We start from the raw sequence: 24,010 nt of genomic DNA, 5'->3' as shown, positions 1-24,010 counted from the left end.
CCCTCCCCGATCATGGCAGCAACCTCCCGCCATAATCCGGAGGCAGCACCTGGCGGATCGCCGACGCAATTTCCTTAGCCATGTTCATGACCACATACAGGGATGTGCTTTGCAGCAGCGCGTATTTCTGCCCCTGGTCGGCATTCACGATAGCCGCGATCGAATAGGTACCCACCGGAGGAAGCCGCCGGCCTACCGACTTGCCCGGCGCAAGCGGCCGGTTCGACACCTGGTAATAACCGATCGACGCCGGCTGCCCCAGACAAGCGTCGACAGCCAGCACGACGCGGTTTACCGGCAGCGATGCCAGTCTCGTGGGCAGATTGCTGGCATCGAGGGGATGCGCCAGCGTGCCGATCACATCGCGATAGCCGGCCTCCTCCAGCAGCGAGCCGACCAGCGGGCCGAGCGCATCGCCGGTCGAACGGTCTGTGCCGACACATACGAAGATCATGTCATTTACCGTCGTCCCCTGATCGCGGATCATCCTTATAAACTCGGGCAGCTCCTCGGCCCGTACTTTTTTCCGAACTAACGGCTGAGCCGTCTCTTCCTGCATGACGTTACCACCTGTCTTTCGCCGGTCCTGTCCGGGTCCGCCCCGCGGGCGGTTCCTCTCCGGCATCATTCTTGTATTTGTTAGCATACTGTACGCTGTTCGAACTCGGCAACTATTTGTTGCGGTACTCGCCCGCATGCTATAATTCAGGACAAACCCGGGGACAGTTGGAGGTGCGGCCATGAGCCTGCTCGGCTTTCTGTCGCTGTTCGCGCTCGGCTACTGGATCTTTATGCTGGTAGATACGCTGCGGGCCCAGCGTCTGATGTTTACACTCCCCCATGACGAGGGTAATACAGTTATACAAACAGCGGTGCGCCGTCAGGCGGCCGCTGCCGATAGAACGCAGGGGCTTGCCGGGAAGCAAGCTTTGTTCGATTATCCGCTTGTGTCCATCATCATCGCGGCCAAGGAGGAGGAGTCGACCATCGCGGACACGGTCAAGCATCTGCTCGGTCAGACTTATCCGCGCATCGAGATTATCGCCGTCAACGACCGTTCCCAGGATGGAACCGGACACAAGCTCGACGAGCTGCGCAGCTGGTCCGAGAAGCGGGAAGGCATTCGCGTACCGCTGCGGATCATCCATATCACCAGCCTGCCCGCCGGATGGATCGGCAAAAACCACGCGCTGTATCAAGGCTATACCCAGGCGCGGGGCAAATATTTGCTGTTCACGGACGCCGACGTCCGCTTCTCTCCCGAAGCTGTGTCCGATGCTGTCGCTTACCTGCAGCAGGAGCGCGCGGATCATCTGACGCTGGCGCCCCGGATGCGGACAAGCGGCTTCTGGCTGAAAGCATTCGTTCATTACTTCTTCTTCACGCTCAGCCTGTATGTCAGGCCCTGGCGCTCCAACGACGATCTCCAGCATCGTCACGGCATGGGCATCGGCGCTTTCAATCTGATGACCAGACGAGCCTATGAGGCGATCGGGACGCACCGCGAGTTCGCGATGAGACCCGACGACGATCTGGAGCTGGGACGCCGGGTCAAGCGGAGGCGGCTGCGTCAGCGGCTGGCCTCTGGCGCGGATCATATCGAGGTGGAGTGGTACAGAGATCTGAACGAAGCTGTGAAAGGACTGGAGAAAAATTTGTTCTCCGGCTTCGGCTATAAAGTAAGCATCGCGGCGCTTGGCATTCTGGGTCAGCTGCTGCTGTTCTTCCTGCCGCTGGTTGCTTGGGCCTGGGCGCCCGGCTGGGCAGCCTGGTGCTTCGGCGCATCCGCAGTCCTGATGCTGATCGTTTACCTGAAGCTCATCCGTTCGATCACAGGCGGGGGAGGCCGCGAGCTTATCGGCTTGCCGGTCACGATTTTGCTGCTTGTCTACGTAGTCGGCCGCTCGGTAGGACTTACGCTGCGGCAAGGCGGCATTTACTGGCGCGGCACCTTCTATTCGCTGAAGGAGCTGCGCTCCATGCGCGATGAATAATCCAACCCATCGGTTGTGGCGTCAAGCCAAAGAGAGGCTGCTGCTTCATCAAACTTTAACACGCCCCTCTTCCGGCTTGCGATACAATATAATTAAAGCCTACAGGTAAAGGAGAGAGCTGCAATGACTTTTTCGGAGAAAGCACTTAAGTACACGGTCATCAGTACGGCGCTGACATTTACGCTCCTTACACTCCACCAGCTGATCCAGTCGATGTGATGAGCGGTCTGCCGGACATGCCGCCGGCCGGTACTTGCTCTCTGTGAAGGCAACTCCTGTATGTGTGTATAGGCGAATAACGACGGCAAAAGGGTGCGTCTCCCATCGGGGACGCACCCTTTTGCTTTTGCTCTTGCTTTTGCCGTCCGGCCTTAGCGCATCTGTCTGGGCTGCTGCGTGTTGGAGGCCGTAACGTCCAGACTTTGCTGAGCTTGCGTCAGCTGATCCCGGACCTGGACAAGCTCCTGAGCGAGGTGCCCTTGGTCCCTGGCTTCCAGCTGGCTGTCCGCCTTCCCCAGCGCATGCTGAGCCGCTTCGAGTTCCGCAAGCGCGGCCGCGAGCTTATGAGGATTGGATTCCAGCTGGGCATGGCGCACGGCCATCTCGGCATCCTTGGCAACCTGGATCGCTTTCTCGGCGTTATCGATCACATGCCGCTGCGGCATCTGATGCTGCTTCACGTCGGTCATGGGGCATCTTCCTCTCGGGGGGATTCTAGGGGTTCCCGTCCTTAAGATGCACGGATGGCCGCCGTTTCATTCCTAGTCCATCACATGCAGCATATCCTGAATGCGGTCTGCGGAAGCTTCCCGGTACTGCGAAGGGGTCAGCCCGACCAGCCGGACGAACACTTTGCCGAAGTAGCTGGTGCTGCTGAAGCCGCAGCTTCGAGCGATCTCGGTGACGGACAGCCCGCTCTGCCTGAGCAGCCTCGCCGCCTGCTCGATGCGCCGGTTCCGCACATAATCCATCGGGGTGCAGCCGAAGTAGCGGGGGAATGTTTTGCACAGATGATGCTTCGTGATGCCGACAATCAGGGCCACATCCTCAAGCGAGATATCCTCGTGAAGATGGTCCCGGATGTATGCGGCCGCCCGTTCGTAGGCATCCGGAACCCCTGCTTCTTTCAAAGGCAGGCTGCCGCCCGAGCAGGCTTTCTGAAGCAGCAGAAGCCACTCGTACAACCGCAGCGACATGTCGAACTTGTCCCCGATTCTCTTGGCCGATACGTCCCCGTACAGTCTCCACAGCCCTTCAAGCACAGGAGCGCCGGGCTCCAGCTGTACGATCGGCCCCATGCTCCGGATGCATTCGGCTCCGATCTCTTCCGCCAGCATCCCTTCAACGCGAAGCCAGACGAACTCCCAGGGGACATTCCCCGGCTGCTGCTCGTAATAATATTCATGATCGCTCGGCACCGTGACCAGAAACGCCTGACCCCTCACGAGCCTGTGTACGTCTTCGCCAAGCCGCAGGCGTCCCTCCCCGGACAACGTGTACTGAAAGATAAGTCCGCCGTGCTTCCGGCTAAGTCCCTGCCAGCGGTACTCCGGCCGCTCCGCGGTGCCGTGACCGATCGACACTATCCTGTAAAGCTTGTGACCCTGTCCGTCCGGGTAACGAAAGCCGAATGTATGCTGCACAATATTTTACCACTCCATCTCAATTCATTACCGTTGATTAAAACTAGAAAAGCGATTTAATATATAAATTACTTCATCAATATTATACCAATTATTAAGGGAGGGACAAGGGATGCGTATGCTTGGGGAATGGAAGGATTGCTACGCGGGGATCAAGGGCGTCAACCTGCATGTCGGCAATGCACGGCTGGAGAGGGTGTGGGATTTGTCGTCCGGAACGCCGATCACCGTCTCGATCCTCGATAAGCGGACAGGCGAGGAATGGATCGAGCCCTCAAGCCGTTTGCCGATGTTCCGATTGGCCTGCCTGGGCGACACAGGCGGCGCCGAATGGATCAAGGCGGCCTGCATGAAGGGGGACGACGCCGGGCTGTCGGCCCCTTATCTGAGCGTAGCCGTCGATTTTCACTACAGCTCCGCCCAGAGAACGGTTCGCTGCCTGACCCGATTGTATCCGGACTCCGCCTTCATGAGGCATGAGCTGCTCGTGCTGGCTTCTTCGTCCGTGCCTATATCCGAGACAGCGGACGGACCTCAGGTTATTTGGCCGCCGGCCTCAAACGAGACTGTCGCTTCGCGCGTTCCGGTCCCGGGATCGCCGGACTACCGGCTCGACGACAACAACAAGCAGCGTGCAGCCGCTCCGCCCGATTATGTGGACGCGATGGAGCTGGCCGAGCTGCACTGCCGCTGGGAAACGGTCAGCTTCCGGGATGTGACCGATACGAATAATAATCTGGTCAGCACGGATAAGGGGCTGCTGTACCCCAACGAGCGAAGAAGCTTGCGGGGCAATATCGCTCTGCTCAGCAGAACCGTCCGGCCCGGCGGACTGATTGCCTTGAAGGAAGGGCCTACTCCGCTCGCCCACCTTCAGGATATGGGCGAGGATTACCGCTTCAGCGGGCGCCGCTTGTTTACATCCGGTTCGGGTCTAAGCGCCGACGATCTGCAGCCGGAGGAATGGATGCATGCTTACGGCAGCGCTATCGCGGTCTTTGGCGGAAGCCGTTATGGGGCTTATGCCGCGCTGCACGACTACCATCGAGCCATTTACCGGTATCAGCCGGATCGGGATTATTACATCATGAGCAATACGTGGGGCGACCGGTCAAGAGACGGACGGGTGACCGAGACGTTTCTGGAGCAGGAGCTTCTTGCCGCGGCACGGCTCGGGATCGATATTTACCAGATTGACGACGGCTGGCAGAAAGGAGCCACGGCCAATTCGGTCGTTGCCGGAGGACGATGGAGCGATTATTACGAGGAAGGCAGCGACTTCTGGTCCGTGCATCCGGACCGTTTCCCGCGCGGGCTGAAGCCCGTGTCGGAGCTTGCGGACAGCCTTGGCGTCCGGCTCGGCTTGTGGTTTTCGCCCGATTCCTCGCAGGACTTTGCCCATTGGGAGAAGGATGCGGCCGTGATCCTTGATTTGCACCGCAAGTACGGCATTTGTTATTTCAAGCTGGATGGGGTCAATCTGGCATCCAAACGGGGCGAAACGCGATTCGTCCGCATGATGCGAACAGTCGTCGAAGCGACGGGGGGGCGAGTGACCTTTAATCTGGACGCCACTTCCCAGGTCCGGCTAGGGTATTTCGGCAGGAATCAGTTCGGCACGTTGTTTCTCGAGAACCGGTATACCGACTGGGGCAACTATTATCCGCACTGGACGCTGCGGAATTTGTGGAGTCTGGCGCCCTATGTGCCCGCCCAAAAGCTGCAGCTGGAGTTTCTGAACGTGTACAGAAACGCCGAGCTGTATCAAGGCGATCCGCTGGCCCCTGGCGCATCCGGCCTGCTGTACGCCTTCGCCGCTGCGCTGTTTGCGAATCCGCTGGCCTGGATGGAGCTGACCGGCCTGCCGTCCGCTCCCTTCGAGCAGCTGCGCCTGGCCATACAGGATGTGAAGCCGTATCACTCCGATCTGTTGTCCGGTCATATTGTGCCGATCGGCGAAGAGCCTACGGGCACAGGCTGGACCGGCATGCAGAGTATCGTAAGCGACCGGTCGGGATATCTGCTTATTATCCGGGAACGCCATCCATCCGAGACTTGCAGCTATGAGCTGTTTGTCCCCGGTCTCGCCAGCGGCCCTGACGCCGGCGGCTCGAGCCAGCCCTACGGGGAGCTGCTATGCACTCCGCTCCTGCAGATGGATGAGCGGGACCGGCTCGTACGGCCGAGGCCGGAAGGAGCGGCCTTCGCCCCGCTGCAGCTGCGTCCCGATGAACGGGGAGCCTATACGTTTACGCGCCCCGCTCCCTTTACATTCGCCTTGTATCATTATGCCTTCTACTCATAAAGCTTCAAGGTCGCTTGCCCGGCCAGACGCGAACAGGGAGCCGTTTATCGACAACGGCTCCCTGCTCATGGCCTTCTTTAGCTCCGCTCATACTGCACGAAGTCGTAATCGTACGGGTTCTTCTCGTCGCGCACGCCCGGCACCCGGGACACTTCCCGCCATTCGCCCGGCTCCAGCTCCGGAAAATACGTATCGGCCGGGAACACATGCCGGATTTCGGTGATATACAGCCGGTCGGTATAAGGAAGCAGCAGTCTGAATACTTCGGCGCCGCCGATCACAAACAGCTCCTCGTCCGCCTTCTCCCCGCCCCGCCCGTACGTTTCGGCCGCCTCGGCGACCGAGCGCACCACGCGGCAGCCTTCCGCCTGAAATTGCTCATCCCGTGTCAGCACGACATTCGTACGTCCCGGAAGCGGCTTGCCGATGGAATCATACGTTTTGCGCCCCATCAGAATGGTTGCTCCCATCGTCGTCCGCTTGAAAAATTGCAAATCCGCAGGCAGACGCCAAGGCAGCTTATTTTCGTAGCCGATGCCCCGATTTTCGTCCATCGCCAAAATATAAGAAATCGTCATGATGTGATGTACCTCCCTAGACTGCGATCGGCGCCTTGATGCCGGGATGAGACTGATAGCCTGTGAATTCGAAATCCTCGTACCGGTAATCGAAGATCGAATCGGGCTTGCGCTTAATTGTCAGCGTCGGCAGTGGGTAAGGCTCGCGCGTCATCTGAAGCTTCACCTGTTCCAGATGGTTCAAGTAAATGTGCACATCGCCGCCGGTCCAGATCAAGTCGCCCACTTCCAGCCCCGCCTGCTGGGCAACCATATGAGTCAGCAGCGCGTACGAAGCCAGGTTGAAAGGAAGGCCCAGGAACGTATCGACCGAACGCATCTGGAACATGCACGATAACCGCCCGTCGGCCACATAAAATTGGAAGGCATAGTGACACGGCGGCAGCGCCATTCCGTCCACCTCAGCCGGATTCCACGCGCTGACCAGATGCCGCCGCGAATCGGGACTCGTTTTAATCTGACGGATCACCTGATCGATCTGGTCGACGACTTGTCCGTTCGGGCCCAGCCAGGTACGCCACTGAGCGCCGTAGACGCGTCCGAGATTGCCGTCCTCGTCGGCCCACTCATTCCAGATTTTTACACCATTTTCCTGAAGATAGCTCACGTTCGTGCTGCCGCTCAGAAACCAAAGCAGCTCATGAACAATGGATTTGATATGCAGCTTTTTGGTCGTCAGCAGGGGGAATCCTTCCGCCAGATTGACTCTCATCTGCCTCCCAAACACAGAAACCGTGCCCGTGCCCGTCCGGTCTTCCTTGCGAACGCCATTCTCCAGTACATCGTGAAGCAGATCCAAATATGCTTTCATTTCATTGTTCACCTCTTGAGTTCCTTTATTCGCCGGAGCGATGAATGAATATGTATCATTATATAATGAGTTCCGGTTTTTAACTACCTGAATGATTAACCCCCTTACGGAAGTCCTTGGGGATGCCTTATACTTATGAAATCCGGCCTGATTTCCATATCGATGCAGGGAGGTGTAGCCAGCTTGCGAAAAATATTCATCATTGGCATTGTAGCCAGCGGAAAGACAACCCTTGCCAAGCGGCTGTCGGAAGCCTTACATATTCCGTGGTACGAGCTGGATGCTATCGTTCATCATCAAACGGCGACCGGGAGGCGCAAACGAACCGCAGACGAGCAAGTCGAGGTGATTCAGCATATTGATAAAAACGGAGAATGGATATTCGAGGGGACAGACCGGGCGTCCTATCGTTGCTTATTCGACATGGCCGACACCATCATCTTTCTGGATACGCCGCTGTGGAAAAGGAAAATACGAATTTTCACCCGGTTCATCAAGCAAAATCTTGGTCTCGAAAAATGTGGCTATCAGCCTGACAGGGAGATGCTCCGCTTGATGTATCAATGGACGCGAGAGTTTGAAGAAAATCGAGCGGATTTCGAATCACGGCTGCACCTATACGAGGAAAAAATGATCAGGCTATATGATAGCAAGGATATGAGTTTTGCAGCGCAGCTGCGTTATCCCGCTAAACAATCTGACTGATCGTTGATTGGGAATAGACCAGTCTACTTCGTATCTCCTTCCGCCTCCGCCTTCACTTGCTTCCTTCTTCCTCCCAGCCGCCGGATCAGCAGCCAGCAAGCGGCGATCAGCACGCCAGCGGCCAGCAGCGTTGTAGCGAGCACCTGGTCCACCATATGCTCGGCCGCGCGGCCGTACATATAGAACAACAGACCAACGATATAAAACTTGACCGCACGCCCGATTGCGGCGTACCCGAGCAGCTTCCATAACGGATAGTTCATACAGCCGGACATAATGGTGAACAGCTTGAACGGAATCGGCGTGAACGACCCGAAGAGGATAGCAGCTTCTCCATGGCGGCGAAACATCGCCGTGGCGGAGTCCAGCCATTTCTTGCTCATCCATCTGCTAAGCAAGGAGATTGCCCGATACCCTTCCAATAGCGTAGCCCACAGGCGTTCCCGCCAGACATCCGGCATAGCCGGCAGTAGCCAGCCATAGAGCATTCTCCGGCTGCATCGCGCTCAAAGACAGCTGAAGGAAAAAAGCCGGCACAGGAAAAATAATCGCATCGATCATGGCGTGAATGAACAATCCCGCCGCCCCGAAGCTCCGTAAAAACTCAATTACAGTTTCCATTTCTTCGCATTTCCTCCTCATTTCCGCATACAATCGGCCTTATACCAGATTAGCAGATGTGGAAAGACGGAGTAACGACCGCAGGTTTAGTTTCTGGCTGGACCTAGGTCCGGGCATGGATGACGGCGGCAGAGCCTTGCCGCTGGCTTGCGGTGTTGGGCTTGCCGGGTCCTCGAACTGGAGCGTCATTTTTGCCGTGTTTTTCGGCAATTTTATCTTAAAAGCCGAAAATACTCCTTCCTCTCTAGCTCTCTAGGGAGGAGATGAATCGGCGGTTTTGTGATTTTGGGGAACGTATGTGCAGAGCGGATACATGCTTCCTCGCACGGCGGACAGCCCGCTCCCGGGCAAGCCGCTCGATTACGCGCAGTCGCTTCATTGTCCGCTCCTTATTTTAGCGGCCCATACGCTGCGCAACGCCCGGGGGAAGCAGCAGCTCTGGAGCCGCTCCCGTCCCGTCATAGCGAACCTCCACGATCCCGCTCGGTACGGAGATGCTTAGCGCGAACGGCTGCATATCCGCAGGCAGCCGCGGCTCAAAGAAAACGTCCTTCCAGCCGGGCTCCGCCGGCTTCAACCCGATAATATCTTCGATCAGCACAGGGATGGGCGCGCTGCCCCAAGCATGACACAGGCTTGTATTCCACTTCTGCTCCTTGCCCCACGCCTCAAAGCAGCTCGTTGCCCCCTCCCGCAGCATTTGGCTCCAGGAACGCTCGTCCTCTCCGGTTATCAGCTCGTATGCTAGTGCGTGTTCGCCTGCATGGGCCAATGCCTTCAGTACAAAATAGGCCATGTATACGCCGCAGCTGAACCGTTTGCGGCGGATCTCGGCGACCAGCGCGGGCACGGCTTCCGCCGGAGCCAGATCGAACAGCAGCGGGAATACGCAGGCATGCAGAGAGCTGTGGCCGCTATGCTCGCTATCGGCGAACAAGCGGGTGTCCGGCCGATAGAAGGCGGCGGCGAACGCCGATCGCAGCGCCGGGAGCTCGTCTTCATAAGGAATGCCCAGCACGTCCTTGATCTGCTGCCCCGTCTTCACGCAGCCGTAGAACAAGGCGTTGATCACCTGATGACAGCCGTTTCCGACCGGCCGCGTCAGCGGGAAGTCATAGCCGTCCCGCAGGTTCTCGGGCCAGTCCACCAGATTCCATTTCTCCTTCACATTCTCCAGCAAGCAGTCAGAACGGGAAAATTGGCGAAAATAAGCAACGATGCCGTCGGCATAGGGCAGCATCTCCCGCAGAAACGCCAGATCGCCCGTATGCCGGTAATACGTTAGCAGCTGCATCGGCCACTGGCAGGAAAAATCCGCGATCTCCTGCATGAAATTACCCGGCGCAACCGCCATCATCCCCGGACAAACCGCTGTGCTGAGCGCAAAGTCGCGAAGAGCCTTCTTCACCATTCGCGGGTCGCCGCTTACATACAAGTGAGAATGGCCGATGACCGTATTGTCGCCGAGATACTGCCCCTTCTCTCTGCTTGGGCAATCCACATAGGACTCCTGAGCGCAGTTTCGGACAGCCCGGGCGCAAATATCCCAGATGCCGTCAAGCAAACCGTCATCCGAGCGGAAGCGGCCGGCTGTCCCGTCTATCAGCGGATAATGGCGTACGACCGCGGCAAAATGCCTTTCATCCAGCGCCCGGGGCGGCCCGATCACTTCCACGTAACGGAATGCCTTGTATTCAAACAGCTCCAGCACATCCTCCTCGCCGGACAGCGTCCACCGCTCGCGATAGCTGCAGTTGCAGCGCATATCATAGCGGACAAGAATCTCCATCCCCTGCTCTTCGGCCGCGCCCTTCCCGCTTTCATCCTGCCGGTCCCCGGCCGGCCACGCTCCGTTCAGTTCCTCGCCGCAAAAAATTTCGATCACATCGCCGGCTTCGCCCTGAGCCTTCATCGTGAATTGCCCGGTGATCTCCTCGCCGAAGTCGATCGCATAATGGCCCGGCCCGATCAGCCGCACGGCAGCCGGGTCCTTCCGATATACCTCGACGGGCGGCGTAGGCTGTACCTTTAACACGTACCCCGCTTCCGCCGGATTCTGCTCGGCGGCCGCTTGCCAGCCCGTATCGTCGAACCCGGGGCTGCGCCAGCCGCGATAAGCAAGACGGCTGTCCGCATGCTCCAGATATTGAGTGTCGTAGCCGGTTGCAGGCGCTTCCCAGCTCCCGTATTCCAGCGTACGCACGCAGCTCCAGCCCGCATCTGTTGCCGCCAGCAGAATCGCATCCCGCGCGGTCCCCGCTTCCGCCGCCCACAGCTCCGCGATCAGCCCCTGGCGCAGATCTCCGCTGTTATAGGCCCGGTTCACCAAGCCCTGGTAGTACACATGGACGGCAATCACATTGGTACCGGCCCGGACGTACGTACGAATATCAAGCCGGTTGTAGTAATAATGAAACGGATATCCCTGCGCGGGTCCCTGGGCGACAAAGGTGCCATTGATATGCAGCTTGTAGTAATCGTCGGCGCTTATATCCAGCCATACCTCTCCCTGGAGGTTCGCAGCGGACAAATCCACGCTTCGGCGAAACAGCGCATGATGATTTCTGAGCTTCGGAGGATGCAAACTATCCGGCTTAACGGCCATTTCCTTGTGCAGCATCGCCAGCGGGACCGTGCATTCAAAATCGGGATGCCGGATCCAGCTCGCCTGCCAATTTTTTTCCATAAATTCGCTCTCCTCCTATTGCCGCTCTATCGGGCTTGACTTGGAGCGGGCGTCAAACAGACATTGACCTGCACCTACACCCATGCTAAAGCACGGGGCTGCTGTCCACAAGCCACATTTTTCTCAGGCCCACATCTTTTGCAGCCGCGGCGCGGGCACGCATCCGCAGGCCGCGGATTGCAAAAATTGTGCGGTGCGCGAGAAGCGGGAATTTTACAGGCAAACCGCCCAGTCTGAATTTAACGGATTGCTATCCGCGCGCAGGCGGCATATAATGAGAGCAATTTGACGTACGGGAGTGGAGACAAGATGTACAAGATGCTCGCTATTGATATTGACGACACATTGATCAACGATGAGAAGCAGGTGACCGAGGGAACCCGGCTGGCCCTGGAGGCCGCGCTGGAGCGGGATGTCGTCGTGACGCTCGCCACGGGGCGCATGTATGCTTCGGCGCGCAACCTGGCCGCACAGCTCGGCTTGAATGTGCCGCTGATCACCTACCAGGGCTCGCTGGTGAAAAACTCGCTTGACGGAACAGTGCTGTACGAGCGTTATGTCCCTTTAACCGCGGCGCGCGCTATATTTGCCTACTGCGCAACCCATAAGCTGCATCTGCAAACCTACATCGACGATCAACTGTACGTGCAGGAAAGCAATGAGAAAGCTGAGGCTTACGCCGCCCTCTCGGGTATCCCTTATCTCGTCAGGCCCGACTTCGCAACACTTGCCGAAACGCCTTCGCTCAAGCTGCTGCTGATCGACGACCCGGACAAGCTGGACCGGGTGGCCGCGGAGCTGCGGGGCATGCTTGGCACCGAGGTCCATATCACGAAGTCGAAGCCCCACTTCCTGGAGATCATGCATGTGGAGGGCACGAAGGGTCATGCTTTGGCCCATCTGGCTCAGCATTTCGGCTTCAAGCTGGATCAGGTGATCGCCGTCGGCGACAGCTGGAACGATCACGAGCTGCTGGAGACGGCCGGGCTTGGAGTCGCGATGGCCAATGCCGTCGATTCGCTGAAGGCCATCGCCGACTATGTCACGCTGAGCAATAACGAAGACGGCGTCAAGCATGTGGTAGACAAGTTTATTTTACAGACGATCTAAACGAATCTCCATGCCTCCTCTTGCTCCCGCCGAGTTTCAGGCCGTCCGCTTCCGGTTAAAAACCTGTACAACCCTACAGGATGGAGGCGATGGGATGCCAAAATCGAAATATGCCGTATCTGTGGCAAACCGCACGATTATCGAGCTGGAGCAGTACCCGAATTCCGGTCCGCCCGCTTCGGTAACGGAGCTGGTCGTCGAAGCAACGCCCGAGGAAATTGCCGAGTTGGGCGAGCTGATCCGGGAGCAGGAGCATCGTGAGGAGAAGACTTTCGCCCGCGGTCCCGTGCCTTACAAATCCGCGGATCATGATGAAGCAACTAACCGGTATAACGATCATATAGGCCGGGTTTATACGGAAATTTATGAGCTGGGCACTCCCGAAACGCGCAAGCATATCGAGGAGATGGGCATTCTGGAAAAGCTCCGGCATCCCGACTACAGGCAGCCTGGTTACGGACCGGGCAATGCGATCGAAGCCATAAACGCAGGAAAAAAGAGGTGAGCCGCGGGCAAGCCTCTTCTTTTTTTTGTTCAGCTTTTTCCGCGGCTTACATATAGTTGGTTAGGGTGTCTTGGCATAAGCCTATGCGCAATACCAACCATCTTGCCCTGAAGAGGAGAGGTTATATGGCGAATTTTGATCCGAATGATGTCCCTGCACAGCGTGGGCTAATCCCCGGGCTGCCGGGCGGCTCAGGGACCTTCCCGGGGCCGGGCGTATTGCCGGGCGGGCCGGGCGGCGGACCCGGATGGCCGGGCGGACCGGGCGGGCCGGGCGGCGGACCCGGGTGGCCGGGCGGCGGGCCGGGGTGGCCAGGCGGGCCAGGTGGGCCAGGCGGCGGACCCGGATGGCCGGGCGGACCGGGCGGGCCAGGCGGCGGACCCGGATGGCCGGGCGGACCGGGCGGGCCAGGCGGCGGACCCGGATGGCCGGGTGGACCGGGCGGGCCAGGCGGGCCGAGCGGCGCTCCGCAATCAGGTCCCCCATCCTTTATCCCGAAAAAAAATCCTCAGCTGTTCGCCGTTGATCCGGGCAGTATCCGAAGATGTCTGTTCCGCTTCGTCTATATATGGCAGCAGAACGGGGATCAGTATTGGATTTACTTGACCTTTGTCGGCCCCAACTCGATATCGGGCTTCCGCTGGTTCGGGGTCGGTCCTTTCGGCTATTGGATTTTCTTCGGGCTTGATCTGCGGAGGATCGATTCCTTCTTCTGCTCTTAAGCCGCATACCTCCAGAGTTTCAGTCTCAGGGAGCAGGCGCGTCTTGCAAGTCCCGGTTCCGGGGAAGGCAGCCGCCAGCATGTCTTTCTAAGGAAAATGACCCGGCCCGGGACAGCAGACCATATCCTTTTATCCTTCCGCTCATAGTATACATAGACACATGCATATGGATGAGGGGGACAACGATGCGATATTTGGATATGCTGACGCGCCTGGGGATCGGCAGCGCCCATCCGGGCGGCTTCGCGGCAACCTTGACCCAATTCGAGCGCTACCCGCTGCCTGCAGGCGGACGGATACTGGAAGTAGGCTGCGGTACGGGAAGAACGGCCTGCTATCTGGCCCGCCTGGGGTATCGGGTCACGGGACTTGATCTGCGCAGCGAGATGCTGGGCAAAGCGGCCAAGCGATCGGCCGCGGAGCAGTTGGACATCGAGTGGGTGGAGGGCAGCATTACCGCACTTCCTTTCGCAGCGGATTCCTTCGATGTCATACTCGCCGAATCGGTCACCAACTTCGCTCCCATACCGGATGCGCTGGGGGAATATTACCGGGTGCTGCGCGCCGGGGGAAAGCTGTATGACCGCGAAGTCATTGCGCTGCCGCATATGCCGGAGCCATCCCGCCAGGACTTAAGCGAATTTTTCGGCTTCGACCGCCTGTATACGGAAGATGGCTGGCTGGAGGCTCTCGCGGCAACCAGATTTGCCCGCTACGAGATTCTCGAGCGGTCCTTGTTCGATGAGCATCTGGGCGAAGATCAGATCAAGCATCCCGATCTACAGCAAATTACAGACGGCTCCGCCTTCCTGGACCCTGCGTTATGGGAAATTTCGCTGCGTCACGATGAATTGATTCAACAGCATCAAACCGAGCTTGGTTATGCGCTGATTTGTGCGGTCAAGGGTTGACCGCATAACTTTATCGTGAAGGCAAAAGCTTGTCGGGGCGAAGGAGGCATGGTGATGAGATTAGCCGGGGAAGAAGCGGCAAAGCGGTTCGTTCAGACCCATTTTCCTCTTTGCGATGGAGCGCTGCTGGCCGGCAGCGTCGCCCAAGGCGGAGCAACGGAGGCATCGGATCTGGACCTGGTTATCTTCGACGAATCGCAGGATGGTCCGTTCCGCCGGACCTACCGCGACTTCGGCTGGATCATTGAGGTATTCGTGCTAACGCGCGAATCGTACCGGTACTTCTTCGACGTTGCGATCGAAAGCGCCATCCCTTCGCTGCTGCGGATGTGCGCTTGCGGCGTGCCGCTGCACGGGCAAGCCGCCATCAGCGACATCTTGGAGGAAGCCCGGAGCGCCCTTGCCGCAGGTCCGCCTCCTTGGGACATCCGGGAGCTCGATAAAGCCCGCTATGAGCTGAGCGAGCTGGCTGCCGATCTGACCGGTGCGGAGGATCGCGCAGAGTGCATGTTTATTGCCGCCGACTTGGGCCGTCAGCTCGCCGTGTTCGCTCTGCGGACCCGGTGCTGCTGGCTTGGCGAAGGCAAATGGCTGGTACGCAGCCTCCGCGACTGCGATGCCGGCGCAAGCGGCAAACTTGTTGCGGCGCTTGAGGCCTTTTACCGGAATTATCATAAATCGCAGCTGCTGACGCTTGCCGAAGAATGGCTCGCGCCTTATGGCGGCCCGCTGACGGAAGGTTATGCCGAAGGACAAGAGGCGGAAGAAGATTTCTTCGGACGAGGTTAAGCATAAGGGCTAAGCAGGGCGTAAGACCGATCCGGCCATTTAACCAAACTGTGTTTCAGAATTTTATCCACAATTCACACACAGATAATCGAACATTACACACATGTTATTCACATTTTCAACAGCTTTATCCACAATTCCGCTCACTAATCCTCCAATTCTGGTTTTCATCCCGCGATTATCAAATTTTATCCAGGTTATCCACTGAATTTGTAGAAATTTATCCACAATTCACACAATTCTGATTATATGTCCGCATCCCTCCGTCTATTCATCCACAGCGCTTTCCGTCCTTCTGAGTCTGCGTCCATACGCCAAACAAGCTGCACCGCCCCGCTTCCGCGAGCCCGATGCAGCTTGTTTACTTGTATGTCAGAGTCCGCCGGACCGTTACAAGGAAATAACTTTCCCTGTATCCTGCGATTCAAATGCAGCCAATATAACGTGCAGGGAGCGTTTGCCTTCCTCCCCGGAAATACGCGGAGGCGTGCCTGTCAGGATGCCTTCGACGAATTCGCGGATGACGCCGCTCGTCAGCTGCTTCTCATTGGTCGAGATGCCGCCGACATTATACTTCTCCACCGTGCCGTCGCGCAGCTCTACGATCACTTGATCCTGCGGATCGGTGCCGATCTTCATAACGCCGTTCTCGCACCAGAGCACCGTGCTGTTGTCCTCGCCCTTATAATACGTCCAGCTCGCAACCAGCGTGCCGATCGCGCCGCTTTTCATCCGCAAAATGCAAGTGGCGTTGTCGTCCACATCCGTGCCTTCCTTGTGGCGGGTCTCAACGAAGGCCGCTACGTCGGCAACCTCATCGGCCAGCAGCCAGCGGATCAGGTCGGACTTATGCACGCCCAGGTCGCCCATCGCGCCCATGACCGCTTCCGGCTTCCGGAAAAACCAGCTCTCCCGTCCGTCCACGCTCCAGCCTTCGGGACCCGGATGACCGAAGGACGTGCGGAAGGTCAACACCTTGCCAAGCCGTCCGCTCTCGAGGATTTCCTTCGCCTTCACATGAGGAGGCATCAAACGCTGGTTATGCCCGACCATCAGATGAACGCCTGCCGCTTCGGCCGCCTGAATCATCGCATCCGCTTCAGCCGTCGTAGCCGCCATCGGTTTTTCGACCAGCACATGCGCGCCGGCTTGGGCAGCCGCGATCGTAACCTCAGCGTGAATCGCATTCGGCGTACACACGCTGACCGCATCCGGCTTGACTTCAGCCAGCAATGTGCGGTAGTCCGTATACACCTTGCCGCCGTACTGGTCGGCAAATTTTTGCGCGCGCTCTTCGTTCAGATCGCAGAATGCGACGAGCTCTACCTGCGGCAGCAGGGAATATTCAAAGATATGACGAACTCTGGCAATGGAGCCGCAGCCGATAACGGCCACCTTCAGCTTAGTCATGAATCGTATCTCTCCTCATCCTTAAATAGTCGCAGCTCTAGACGCGCTGCAGATAATGCTCTTTCAGCCAATTCAGGCTGTTCGCGATGCTTTCCAGAGGCGGGTTCTGGCAGTTGTCCTGCTCGACGATCAGCCACTGTACCCCGGCTTCGGATGCCGCGGCTATCACTTCGTCCAAGGCTACGATGCCTTGCCCCAGCTCCAGCGTTACGGTGTTGTTATCCTCCACCTTGTAGTCCTTCGCATGAACAAGCGGCAGTCTTCCGGCGTACTTGCGGATATAGGCGACCGGGTCCTGGCCTCCGCGATGCACCCAGCATGCGTCCATCTCGACCAGCAGCTCAGGCTGCGATTCGAAGATCGCGTCGAAAATAAACGCCTCGCCGACCTTGCCCTCGAATTCAAAGGCATGGTTATGATATCCGAAGCCAAGCCCCTGCTTGCGGACTTCTTCTCCGAAGCTTTGCAGCTCGGCGATGATCGCCTTCCAGCCTTCCTCATCCTCGGCCTTCGCCCATGGCACGATAATCGTCTCGCCGCCGATCGTTTTCATATAATCGATCTCGCCCTGCAGATCGCTGCGCAGACGCTCCAGACTGACATGACTGCCGGGAACCTTCAGATTCAGCTCCTGCAAGAGCGCTTTCATATCCTCTGCAGACAGCCCGCCATATCCGGCGAATTCGACTCCTTCGTAACCAAGTTCCGCCACCTTGCGAAGCGTCCCTTCGAAATCCGCCGCCGTTTCATTGCGCAAGGTATACAGCTGAACGCCAATCCCCATCTTTCTCATGAAATCCACTCTCCCTTGTCTTATTCCATGTGATGCGCCATTTCTCCTTCTACTATACAAACAATCGAATTTATTGCATATAAACGATATAATGAAAACATCAACAATTTGGCTGCGAATTGCTCAAAAGGAGAATTGTCATGTCCGCTACGCTGCTTACCTGCGGGTACTCGTTTCATTCCGAACGCTTCACCATGCATCATAAAAACGGATCTCCCCATTATCTGTTCCGCCTGCAGACAGAGGGCGTCTGCCAGGTATGCATCAACGGCCGCTGGGCACATATCGAAGCCGGCCATCTGATCCTGATCAAGCCCGGCGATACGTATACGCTGCTTGTGGAGGAACAGCCGCTCCCGGACGGTCAGCTCGTTCCCGTCGCTAGCGGCGACTATTATTTGTACGGCGAAGGCGAGTGGCTCGAGAGCTGGTGGCGGCGCAGCGAAAGAGCTTCGGTCAGCCGGATCGTTCTGGATGAGAAGCTGGTGTCGCTCTGGCAGCAGCTGCTGCTCGAAAATATGCGTACGGCAGGCGGCGAAACGGCGGAGCTAACCGACTATTTGCTGAGGGCATTATGCCTCTACCTGGACCGCGCGGTCACCGAAACGGCGCCCAAGCAGGGCAAGCCGTTCGCAGCTGTCCGCATGAAAAGATTCATTGAAGAGCATGCTACTCGCAGCTTCAAGGTGGAGGAGGCGGCCGAGCAGGCCGGACTGAGCGTATCGCGGGCTGTTCATTTGTTCAAGGAATGCTTCGGCAAAACGATGATGGAATACGCGCTGGAGCTGAGATTGGCCGCCGCCGTGGAGCGGATGACGTATACGTCGATGACGCTGGATCAGATCGCGCAGACCTGCGGCTTTGGAGGCTACTCTTATTTTCACAGAGTTTTCAGGGAAACTTATGGCGTGGCGCCGGGGCGTTATCGCGGATTACAAAAAAAATCCCTCTAGTAGAGGGATAAAGCCAATGAGTCTTTTTCGTTAAGGGAGTGCAGAATGGCCTCGCAGCCGATCACTTCAATGCTGATGAGGGACTTCAAACATTTCTGCAGCGTATGTCTTCCGGTTGCCACCTTTTTGTCGAGCGCTGCCTTGAGCAGCTTCAGTGTCTTCTTATTCAAGCTGTCGGCGAAAACCGGGACTTCTTTGTTCTGAAACGTAACAAAAACTTTCATCCCTGACACCGTCCTATTCTATCTTTTGTATCGTAACCTACTATACTATTAGCATAATCTACTTTTATTAAAATAAGCTTAAAATAATATTACAAAATGGCGACAACTTTGGCAACCAAACGCTGGAAAAAAGTTTGCATTCCCTTCGTTTCCTTCGTATACTTTTGAATAGTAGCATTTGCAACTAATTTAAGTGAGGAACGAGGGACGCGCATGGCCGAGCACAAGTATACGATTCCACGGCTGATTTCGCTGCTGTACCGGTCAGGACATATGTACATCGCCGGACGGCTGAAGGAACGCGAGATCGGCAGAGGCCAATATATTTTCCTCAATGCGCTCTATAAGGGCGACGGCCTGAGCCAGGAGGAGCTGGCCGAATATTTGATGATCGACAAAGGAACGACGGCGAAGGCGCTGAAGAAGCTCGAAGAACAGGGCTATGTCGTTCGCAAGGCGAGGGAGAGCGACAAACGGTTCAACCGCGTTTTTTTGACGCCCAAAGCGCTGGAGATCAAGGACGAGGTTCGCGGCGTGCTGAGCGACTGGAGAAGTTTACTGACGGAAGGGTTGTCGGAAAACGACAAAGAGCTCGTCTGGACGCTGCTTGAACGTATGGGAGAGAATGCAGCTCGGCTGGCCAAGGAAGCTTCCCCTCCTGATGGGCCCGCTCCGGAACCAAAGTCCAAAGAAGGTGAGCCTTCTTGAACCTCAAGCTCGCCGGGACCCGGCTGGTCCATAATAACTTTCATGCCCTGACCCACCGGAATTACCGGTATTTCTGGATGGGCCAATGCGTCTCGCTGATCGGCACCTGGATGCAAAACATCGGGCAGGCGTGGCTTGTGCTCACCTTGACGGGCTCGCCCCTGCTGCTCGGACTGATCGGCACGGTTCAATTTCTGCCTATTACCCTCTTCTCGCTATTTGCCGGCGTCGTGATCGATAAATTTCCGAAAAAACGCATCCTGATCGTCACACAATCCGTCTCGATGTGTCTGGCGCTGACGATGTCCCTGCTTGTATTCACGGATACGGTGGTATGGCTATGTCATGACGCTTGCCCTGCTCCTCGGCATCACCAATACGTTCGACATGCCGACCCGGCAGGCGTTCAATATTGAGATCGTCGGCAAGGAAGACCTGATGAACGCCATCGCGCTGAACTCGGCCACCTTCAATCTGGCCCGTATCATCGGTCCCGCGTTTGGCGCGCTGATGATGGCTCTGCTCGGGGCAGGCTGGTGCTTTCTGCTGAACGGCCTGAGCTTCATCGCCGTCCTGTACGGGCTGACGCGCATCCAGGCGACCCCTTACGTTCGGGAGAAAAAGCAGGGAGCCGGCCTCTTGAACGAGATCAAAGACGGCATCGTCTACATCGCAGGCGACCGGCTGCTGTCCCAAACGCTGCTGCTCGTCGCCATCGTCGGGACGCTCGCCTATAACTTCGGCGTGCTCATACCCGTGTTGACCAAGGATGTGCTGCATCTGCAGGAGCAAACGTACGGCATCCTGATGTCATGCATCGGGATCGGCTCCTTCGGGGGCGCCATGGCGATGTCCTTCCTGAGCAAAGGAGGCCCCCGGCAGCGGCTGATCTTGTTCTCCTCGCTGCTGCTCTCGGTATGCCTTCTTCTGCTCGGCCTGATGCGCTCGCCCTATGCGGCCGGCGTCTGTCTGGCTGTCACAGGGGTATTCACCATCTTGTTTGCAACCAACTGCAATTCGACCCTGCAAATGCATGCCAAGGACGAATACAGAGCCCGTGTAATGAGCGTGTACTCGCTGGTCTTCGCCGGATCGACGCCGCTCGGCAATTTCCTGTCCGGCTTGGCCGCCGACCGGTTCGGAGCCAGCGCGGCCTTCCTGCTGTGCGGCGCCGGCTGTCTCCTGCTATGCGCATCGGTCATTCTGATCTTCCGCATCCGGAGGATGCCCGTGCCGGCCGACGATCCGGCCCAGCCTACGCGCGCCGCATAAGCGCGCGCCGCCATACCCGCACAGCCGCCGGCCTGAATCCTGTGGCGGTGCGGGTATGTTTTCGGGCTGCGGGCGGCTCGGCCGCGAAGCGAAAAAACGCACGAATAGCCGAGGAGAGCGTCCTCGGCTATTTGCGTTTTTATTTGTGTTTCTACTTGTGTTTCTACTTGCGTTTCTATTCTCATAGCCGTATCAATTTTCTTGCGCCCGGCCGCTCCATCGCTATCCCCGGAATGCAATCCGGATATCCAGCACCTCCGAGCGGCTGCCCAGCCGAAGCGGCGGCCCCCAGAAGCCGAAGCCGGAGGAAACGACGGCATGCATGGCACCTTTGCGCAGGTAACCCCAATCCAGCTCGAACAGGCGGCGCGTAATCAGGTGGTTCGGCAGCATCTGCCCGCGATGGGTATGCCCGGACAGCATGAGATCGACGCCCGCTTCCATCGCGGCCCCCAGCTTATGAGGCTGATGATCCAGCAAAATAATCGGCCTGGACTTGTCCGCCTCCGCCAGCAGAACGCCTACCGGCTTCCGGCCTTCGCCCATAAACCGTTCGACCGCATGGTCCTTGCGGCCTGCCACATAAAAGCTCCCGTCTACCAGCTCGACCCGGTCCAGCAGCACGTCGATGCCAATCTCCCGCATCTTCTCGACATAGTCGCCGATATGGCCGCCGATGTACTCATGGTTGCCCAGCACAGCATATACGCCAAGCGGCGCCTGCAGCTTGCCCATTTCCTCGGCCATTCCTTCGCGGACGAAGGGCTCGAAGCTGTCATCCAGCACATCGCCGGGCAGCAGAATCAGATCCGGGGCCAGCTCGGCTACTCGCTTCGTCAGCTTGGCGATATGCCGCTTGCCGATCGTCGTGCCCAAGTGAAGATCCGATGCTACCGCGATCCGCAGCTCCTGCCGCTTGCCTCCATGCTTGGCCACCTCCAGATCATAGCGGCGAACGATCGGATTCCAGGCATTCCATGTTCCCCGCAGGAACAGCAGCGCCAGCACCGCCAATTCTACCGAACCTGCGGTCAGGATAGCTTTCCCCGTGTCCATGCCCCCGCGTACGAGCAGCCAACCCGCCAGATGAGCCAAGGGCGTCAGCAGCAGCCCGTAGAAAAAAATTCCCAGTCCATAGGAGCCTATCGTCTTGAGAAGCTTGTACGGCCGGTAAGGCAGCACTTTATGCAGCAGCATCGAGCCGATATAGCCGAAAGCGATCAAAGCATACAGAATCCAATAGATCAGATCCGCAGCCCCGGGCAGCGCGGCATTCCAGTAGCGATACCCGCTCCAGGCGATATACGTGTTTAGCCCGATAAATACGAGCAGTACCGTGGCAATCATCATGATACGGTTTCTCATGGACATCCGACTCCTCGATGAATTCTTATTCCCTTGATGACTTCATCTGCTATTCTCTCACAAATGAGCCCATCGAGTAAAATGATGCCGCGCCGGGCATCGTACTAACATCTTTCAGACTTTGCGCAGCCCTAGAGAGGAGGCCGTTTCATGGATAACCGCACGACGCGCGACACGCATGCCCCTATGTCCTCCCCGGGTGTGGGAGAGGAGTCGCAGGCTCATTCAGGTGATGGCGCTGAGCCGCAGTTGCTGCCGCATTCAGCCGCCAGCGCTGCTCAGCAACTGCAAACTCGTTTAGCCGCTGACCACCTGTATGACCAACCCCGGATCGAAGCTCTGGCGCCACTGCATGAATTCGTGGACAATATCGTCCTAAGCTTCCGGGAGGCGCTGGATGAAGCGGACGACTAGGCGCATCCGATTCCCAGCCCGGCACCAAGACAGCAGGCCCTGCCCCGCTCTACGGGAACAATGCCTGCTGTGCTTTGCCTGGAGAAACGATGGAAAAGTCAACCTCGGCCAGATCACACTTAAATGGCATCCACACAGTCTGCGAAGCTGTCGAGTCTGTAAAATCTTTTGTGTAAACTCCAAAACCAATTTACTATGAAAGTAGACGAAAGGTTGGGGAGTACACATGGGATTGTGGACGAAAGAGCAACTGCGGACATTCATCAAGGAAAACAAGTTGGTAACGGCACAGGATGCGCAGAACGCGCTGAAAGACCTGTTTGCCGAGACGATCCAGGAGATGCTGGAGGCCGAGATGGATACGCATCTCGGCTACGAGAAACATGAGACGAGAGCCAAGGCCACGCCTAACAGCCGTAACGGCAAGAGCAAGAAAACGGTTATGAGCGAATACGGCGAGCAGGAGATCTTGGTTCCGCGCGACCGGTTGAGTGAGTTTGAGCCGCTGGTGGTCAAGAAGCACCAATCGAACGTGACGGGCATCGAAGACCAGATCGTAGCCCTGTACGCCAAAGGCGTGAGTACCCGTGAAATTCAGGATCATCTGCAGAATCTGTACGGGATCGAAGTGTCGCCGACGCTCATTTCCAATGTCACGAATAAGCTGTTGCCGCTTATCAAGGAATGGCAGAACCGGCCGCTGCAAGGCGTCTACGCGGTCGTCTATCTCGATGCCATCCACTTTAAGGTCAAGCAGGACGGGGCCATCGTGAACAAGGCGGCGTACATGGCCATTGGCATCGATTTGGACGGGAACAAGGACGTGCTGGGCATGTGGATCGGCGAGAATGAGTCGGCCAAGTTCTGGCTGAGCGTGCTGAACGAGCTCAAGAATCGCGGCGTACAGGATATTCTCATTGCCTGTGTGGACAACCTCACCGGCTTCTCCCAGGCGATTTCTGCCTGCTACCCGAATACGGAGATCCAGAAGTGCATCATCCACCAGATCCGCAACTCGACCCGATATGTGTCGTACAAGGATCTCAAGAAAGTAACGGCTGACCTAAAGCCGATCTACAAGGCCGCCACGGAAGAGCTTGCGCTTCTAGAGCTTGATCGATTTGAGGAAACATGGGGGACCAAGTATCCGCTCATCGTCCGTTCGTGGCGAAACAACTGGGAGGAAATCGCCACCTTCTTCAAGTATCCGCCGGAGATCCGCAAGCTCATCTATACGACGAATATGATCGAGAGTTACCATCGGCAGCTTCGCAAAGTCACCAAGGGCAAGAGCATTTTCCCGACGGATGATGCCCTTCTCAAAATGCTCTACCTGGCGACCATGGACGTTGTCCGCAAGTGGACAGGCCGGATCCAGAACTGGGGCCAAATCCTCCTCCAGCTCTCCGTCTTCTTCCCTGATCGCATCGGGCAGCATCTACGTTAAGGCTTCACTGTTGGTGGGTTTACACAAAATTCTTGACAGACCCA

24 protein-coding genes and 1 pseudogene are annotated in these 24,010 nt (G+C 57.4%); 14 read left to right on the top strand and 11 right to left on the bottom strand.

Features of this window, described 5'->3' with window-relative positions; all coding sequences use genetic code 11:
* Nucleotides 1-10: 10 nt before the first annotated feature.
* A complete protein-coding gene (gene yyaC, locus BLR08_RS26415; protein ID WP_072337269.1) occupies nt 11-559 on the bottom strand; it encodes a spore protease YyaC in 549 nt (182 codons plus the stop codon).
* Between the two features lie 181 nt (nt 560-740).
* Here yyaC and BLR08_RS26410 point away from each other — a divergent pair, with 181 nt between their 5' ends.
* Nucleotides 741-1,994: a glycosyltransferase family 2 protein gene (locus BLR08_RS26410; protein WP_072337267.1), complete on the top strand. Its 1,254-nt coding sequence runs from the start codon at nt 741-743 to the stop codon at nt 1,992-1,994.
* Between the two features lie 371 nt (nt 1,995-2,365).
* On the opposite strand, the gene BLR08_RS26405 is transcribed toward BLR08_RS26410, so the two are convergent.
* On the bottom strand, nt 2,366-2,683 hold the full coding sequence (locus BLR08_RS26405; RefSeq protein WP_072337265.1) for a hypothetical protein: 318 nt from the start codon (nt 2,681-2,683) through the stop codon (nt 2,366-2,368).
* Between the two features lie 72 nt (nt 2,684-2,755).
* Nucleotides 2,756-3,637: an AraC family transcriptional regulator gene (locus BLR08_RS26400; RefSeq protein ID WP_072337263.1), complete on the bottom strand. Its 882-nt coding sequence runs from the start codon at nt 3,635-3,637 to the stop codon at nt 2,756-2,758.
* A gap of 112 nt (nt 3,638-3,749) precedes the next feature.
* Here BLR08_RS26400 and BLR08_RS26395 point away from each other — a divergent pair, with 112 nt between their 5' ends.
* A complete protein-coding gene (locus tag BLR08_RS26395) occupies nt 3,750-5,942 on the top strand; it encodes an alpha-galactosidase (RefSeq protein WP_072337261.1) in 2,193 nt (730 codons plus the stop codon).
* A 77-nt stretch (nt 5,943-6,019) separates the two neighbouring features.
* On the opposite strand, the gene BLR08_RS26390 is transcribed toward BLR08_RS26395, so the two are convergent.
* Together BLR08_RS26390 and BLR08_RS26385 are read right to left on the bottom strand one after the other, a co-directional pair.
* Nucleotides 6,020-6,520 carry a dihydrofolate reductase gene (locus BLR08_RS26390; protein WP_072337258.1) on the bottom strand — a complete coding sequence of 167 codons (501 nt, stop codon included), beginning with the start codon at nt 6,518-6,520 and terminating at the stop codon, nt 6,020-6,022.
* A gap of 16 nt (nt 6,521-6,536) precedes the next feature.
* Entirely contained in the window at nt 6,537-7,331 is a 795-nt protein-coding gene (locus BLR08_RS26385; RefSeq protein ID WP_072337256.1) for a thymidylate synthase, read from the bottom strand.
* Nucleotides 7,332-7,466: 135 nt separating this feature from the next.
* Between BLR08_RS26385 and BLR08_RS26380 the strand changes: the two genes are divergently transcribed.
* On the top strand, nt 7,467-8,036 hold the full coding sequence (locus BLR08_RS26380; protein WP_256257786.1) for a P-loop NTPase family protein: 570 nt from the start codon (nt 7,467-7,469) through the stop codon (nt 8,034-8,036).
* Between the two features lie 23 nt (nt 8,037-8,059).
* On the opposite strand, the pseudogene BLR08_RS26375 reads toward BLR08_RS26380, so the two are convergent.
* Both BLR08_RS26375 and BLR08_RS26370 read right to left on the bottom strand, forming a co-directional pair.
* Nucleotides 8,060-8,657: pseudogene (locus BLR08_RS26375) on the bottom strand (YqaA family protein).
* A gap of 394 nt (nt 8,658-9,051) precedes the next feature.
* Complete coding sequence (locus BLR08_RS26370; RefSeq protein WP_072337253.1) at nt 9,052-11,343, bottom strand: family 78 glycoside hydrolase catalytic domain; 2,292 nt, start codon at nt 11,341-11,343, stop codon at nt 9,052-9,054.
* Nucleotides 11,344-11,652: 309 nt separating this feature from the next.
* Between BLR08_RS26370 and BLR08_RS26365 the strand changes: the two genes are divergently transcribed.
* The 5 genes from BLR08_RS26365 to BLR08_RS26345 all read left to right on the top strand — a co-directional run bounded on the left by BLR08_RS26365 (nt 11,653) and on the right by BLR08_RS26345 (nt 15,380).
* Complete coding sequence (locus tag BLR08_RS26365; RefSeq protein WP_072337250.1) at nt 11,653-12,453, top strand: Cof-type HAD-IIB family hydrolase; 801 nt, start codon at nt 11,653-11,655, stop codon at nt 12,451-12,453.
* A gap of 94 nt (nt 12,454-12,547) precedes the next feature.
* Nucleotides 12,548-12,958 (top strand): hypothetical protein, encoded by a 411-nt coding sequence (locus BLR08_RS26360; RefSeq protein WP_072337247.1) that lies wholly within the window; start codon nt 12,548-12,550, stop codon nt 12,956-12,958.
* 125 nt (nt 12,959-13,083) lie between these two features.
* Nucleotides 13,084-13,680: a hypothetical protein gene (locus BLR08_RS26355; RefSeq protein ID WP_072337245.1), complete on the top strand. Its 597-nt coding sequence runs from the start codon at nt 13,084-13,086 to the stop codon at nt 13,678-13,680.
* A 185-nt stretch (nt 13,681-13,865) separates the two neighbouring features.
* Nucleotides 13,866-14,591: a class I SAM-dependent methyltransferase gene (locus BLR08_RS26350; RefSeq protein ID WP_072337243.1), complete on the top strand. Its 726-nt coding sequence runs from the start codon at nt 13,866-13,868 to the stop codon at nt 14,589-14,591.
* A 54-nt stretch (nt 14,592-14,645) separates the two neighbouring features.
* A complete protein-coding gene (locus BLR08_RS26345; RefSeq protein ID WP_072337241.1) occupies nt 14,646-15,380 on the top strand; it encodes a nucleotidyltransferase domain-containing protein in 735 nt (244 codons plus the stop codon).
* 390 nt (nt 15,381-15,770) lie between these two features.
* Here the strand turns inward: BLR08_RS26345 and BLR08_RS26340 are convergent, their stop codons facing one another.
* Complete coding sequence (locus BLR08_RS26340) at nt 15,771-16,790, bottom strand: Gfo/Idh/MocA family protein (RefSeq protein WP_072337239.1); 1,020 nt, start codon at nt 16,788-16,790, stop codon at nt 15,771-15,773.
* A 37-nt stretch (nt 16,791-16,827) separates the two neighbouring features.
* Nucleotides 16,828-17,583 carry a sugar phosphate isomerase/epimerase family protein gene (locus tag BLR08_RS26335; protein WP_072337236.1) on the bottom strand — a complete coding sequence of 252 codons (756 nt, stop codon included), beginning with the start codon at nt 17,581-17,583 and terminating at the stop codon, nt 16,828-16,830.
* 140 nt (nt 17,584-17,723) lie between these two features.
* Here BLR08_RS26335 and BLR08_RS26330 point away from each other — a divergent pair, with 140 nt between their 5' ends.
* Entirely contained in the window at nt 17,724-18,536 is an 813-nt protein-coding gene (locus BLR08_RS26330) for a helix-turn-helix domain-containing protein (RefSeq protein WP_072337234.1), read from the top strand.
* Here BLR08_RS26330 and BLR08_RS26325 read toward each other — a convergent pair.
* A complete protein-coding gene (locus tag BLR08_RS26325) occupies nt 18,533-18,760 on the bottom strand; it encodes a 3-dehydroquinate dehydratase (protein WP_072337232.1) in 228 nt (75 codons plus the stop codon). The two genes, BLR08_RS26330 and BLR08_RS26325, sit on opposite strands and share 4 nt — an antisense overlap.
* Nucleotides 18,761-18,973: 213 nt before the next feature.
* Here BLR08_RS26325 and BLR08_RS26320 point away from each other — a divergent pair, with 213 nt between their 5' ends.
* From BLR08_RS26320 to BLR08_RS26315, 3 genes are read left to right on the top strand one after another with little or no spacing between them, the layout of a single operon-like run.
* The gene (locus BLR08_RS26320; RefSeq protein ID WP_072337230.1) at nt 18,974-19,468 is read left to right on the top strand and encodes a MarR family winged helix-turn-helix transcriptional regulator; all 495 of its coding nucleotides are present in this window, start codon (nt 18,974-18,976) and stop codon (nt 19,466-19,468) included.
* A complete protein-coding gene (locus BLR08_RS31885; RefSeq protein WP_256257784.1) occupies nt 19,465-19,884 on the top strand; it encodes an MFS transporter in 420 nt (139 codons plus the stop codon). The genes BLR08_RS26320 and BLR08_RS31885 overlap by 4 nt, the downstream gene beginning before the upstream one ends.
* Complete coding sequence (locus BLR08_RS26315; RefSeq protein ID WP_256257783.1) at nt 19,814-20,740, top strand: MFS transporter; 927 nt, start codon at nt 19,814-19,816, stop codon at nt 20,738-20,740. Before BLR08_RS31885 ends, BLR08_RS26315 begins: the two co-directional genes overlap by 71 nt.
* Before the next feature lie 222 nt (nt 20,741-20,962).
* Here the strand turns inward: BLR08_RS26315 and BLR08_RS26310 are convergent, their stop codons facing one another.
* On the bottom strand, nt 20,963-22,105 hold the full coding sequence (locus BLR08_RS26310; protein WP_072337228.1) for a metallophosphoesterase: 1,143 nt from the start codon (nt 22,103-22,105) through the stop codon (nt 20,963-20,965).
* A 150-nt stretch (nt 22,106-22,255) separates the two neighbouring features.
* Between BLR08_RS26310 and BLR08_RS26305 the strand changes: the two genes are divergently transcribed.
* Nucleotides 22,256-22,519: a hypothetical protein gene (locus BLR08_RS26305; RefSeq protein ID WP_072337226.1), complete on the top strand. Its 264-nt coding sequence runs from the start codon at nt 22,256-22,258 to the stop codon at nt 22,517-22,519.
* A 226-nt stretch (nt 22,520-22,745) separates the two neighbouring features.
* On the top strand, nt 22,746-23,966 hold the full coding sequence (locus tag BLR08_RS26300) for an IS256 family transposase (RefSeq protein WP_072327300.1): 1,221 nt from the start codon (nt 22,746-22,748) through the stop codon (nt 23,964-23,966).
* Nucleotides 23,967-24,010 lie beyond the last annotated feature (44 nt).

This window comes from Paenibacillus sp. cl123 (assembly GCF_900101595.1).
Lineage (GTDB): Bacteria > Bacillota > Bacilli > Paenibacillales > NBRC-103111 > Paenibacillus_G.
The sequence above is the reverse complement of the archived record's forward strand: the minus strand, read 5'-3'. Positions and strand labels throughout refer to the sequence as shown.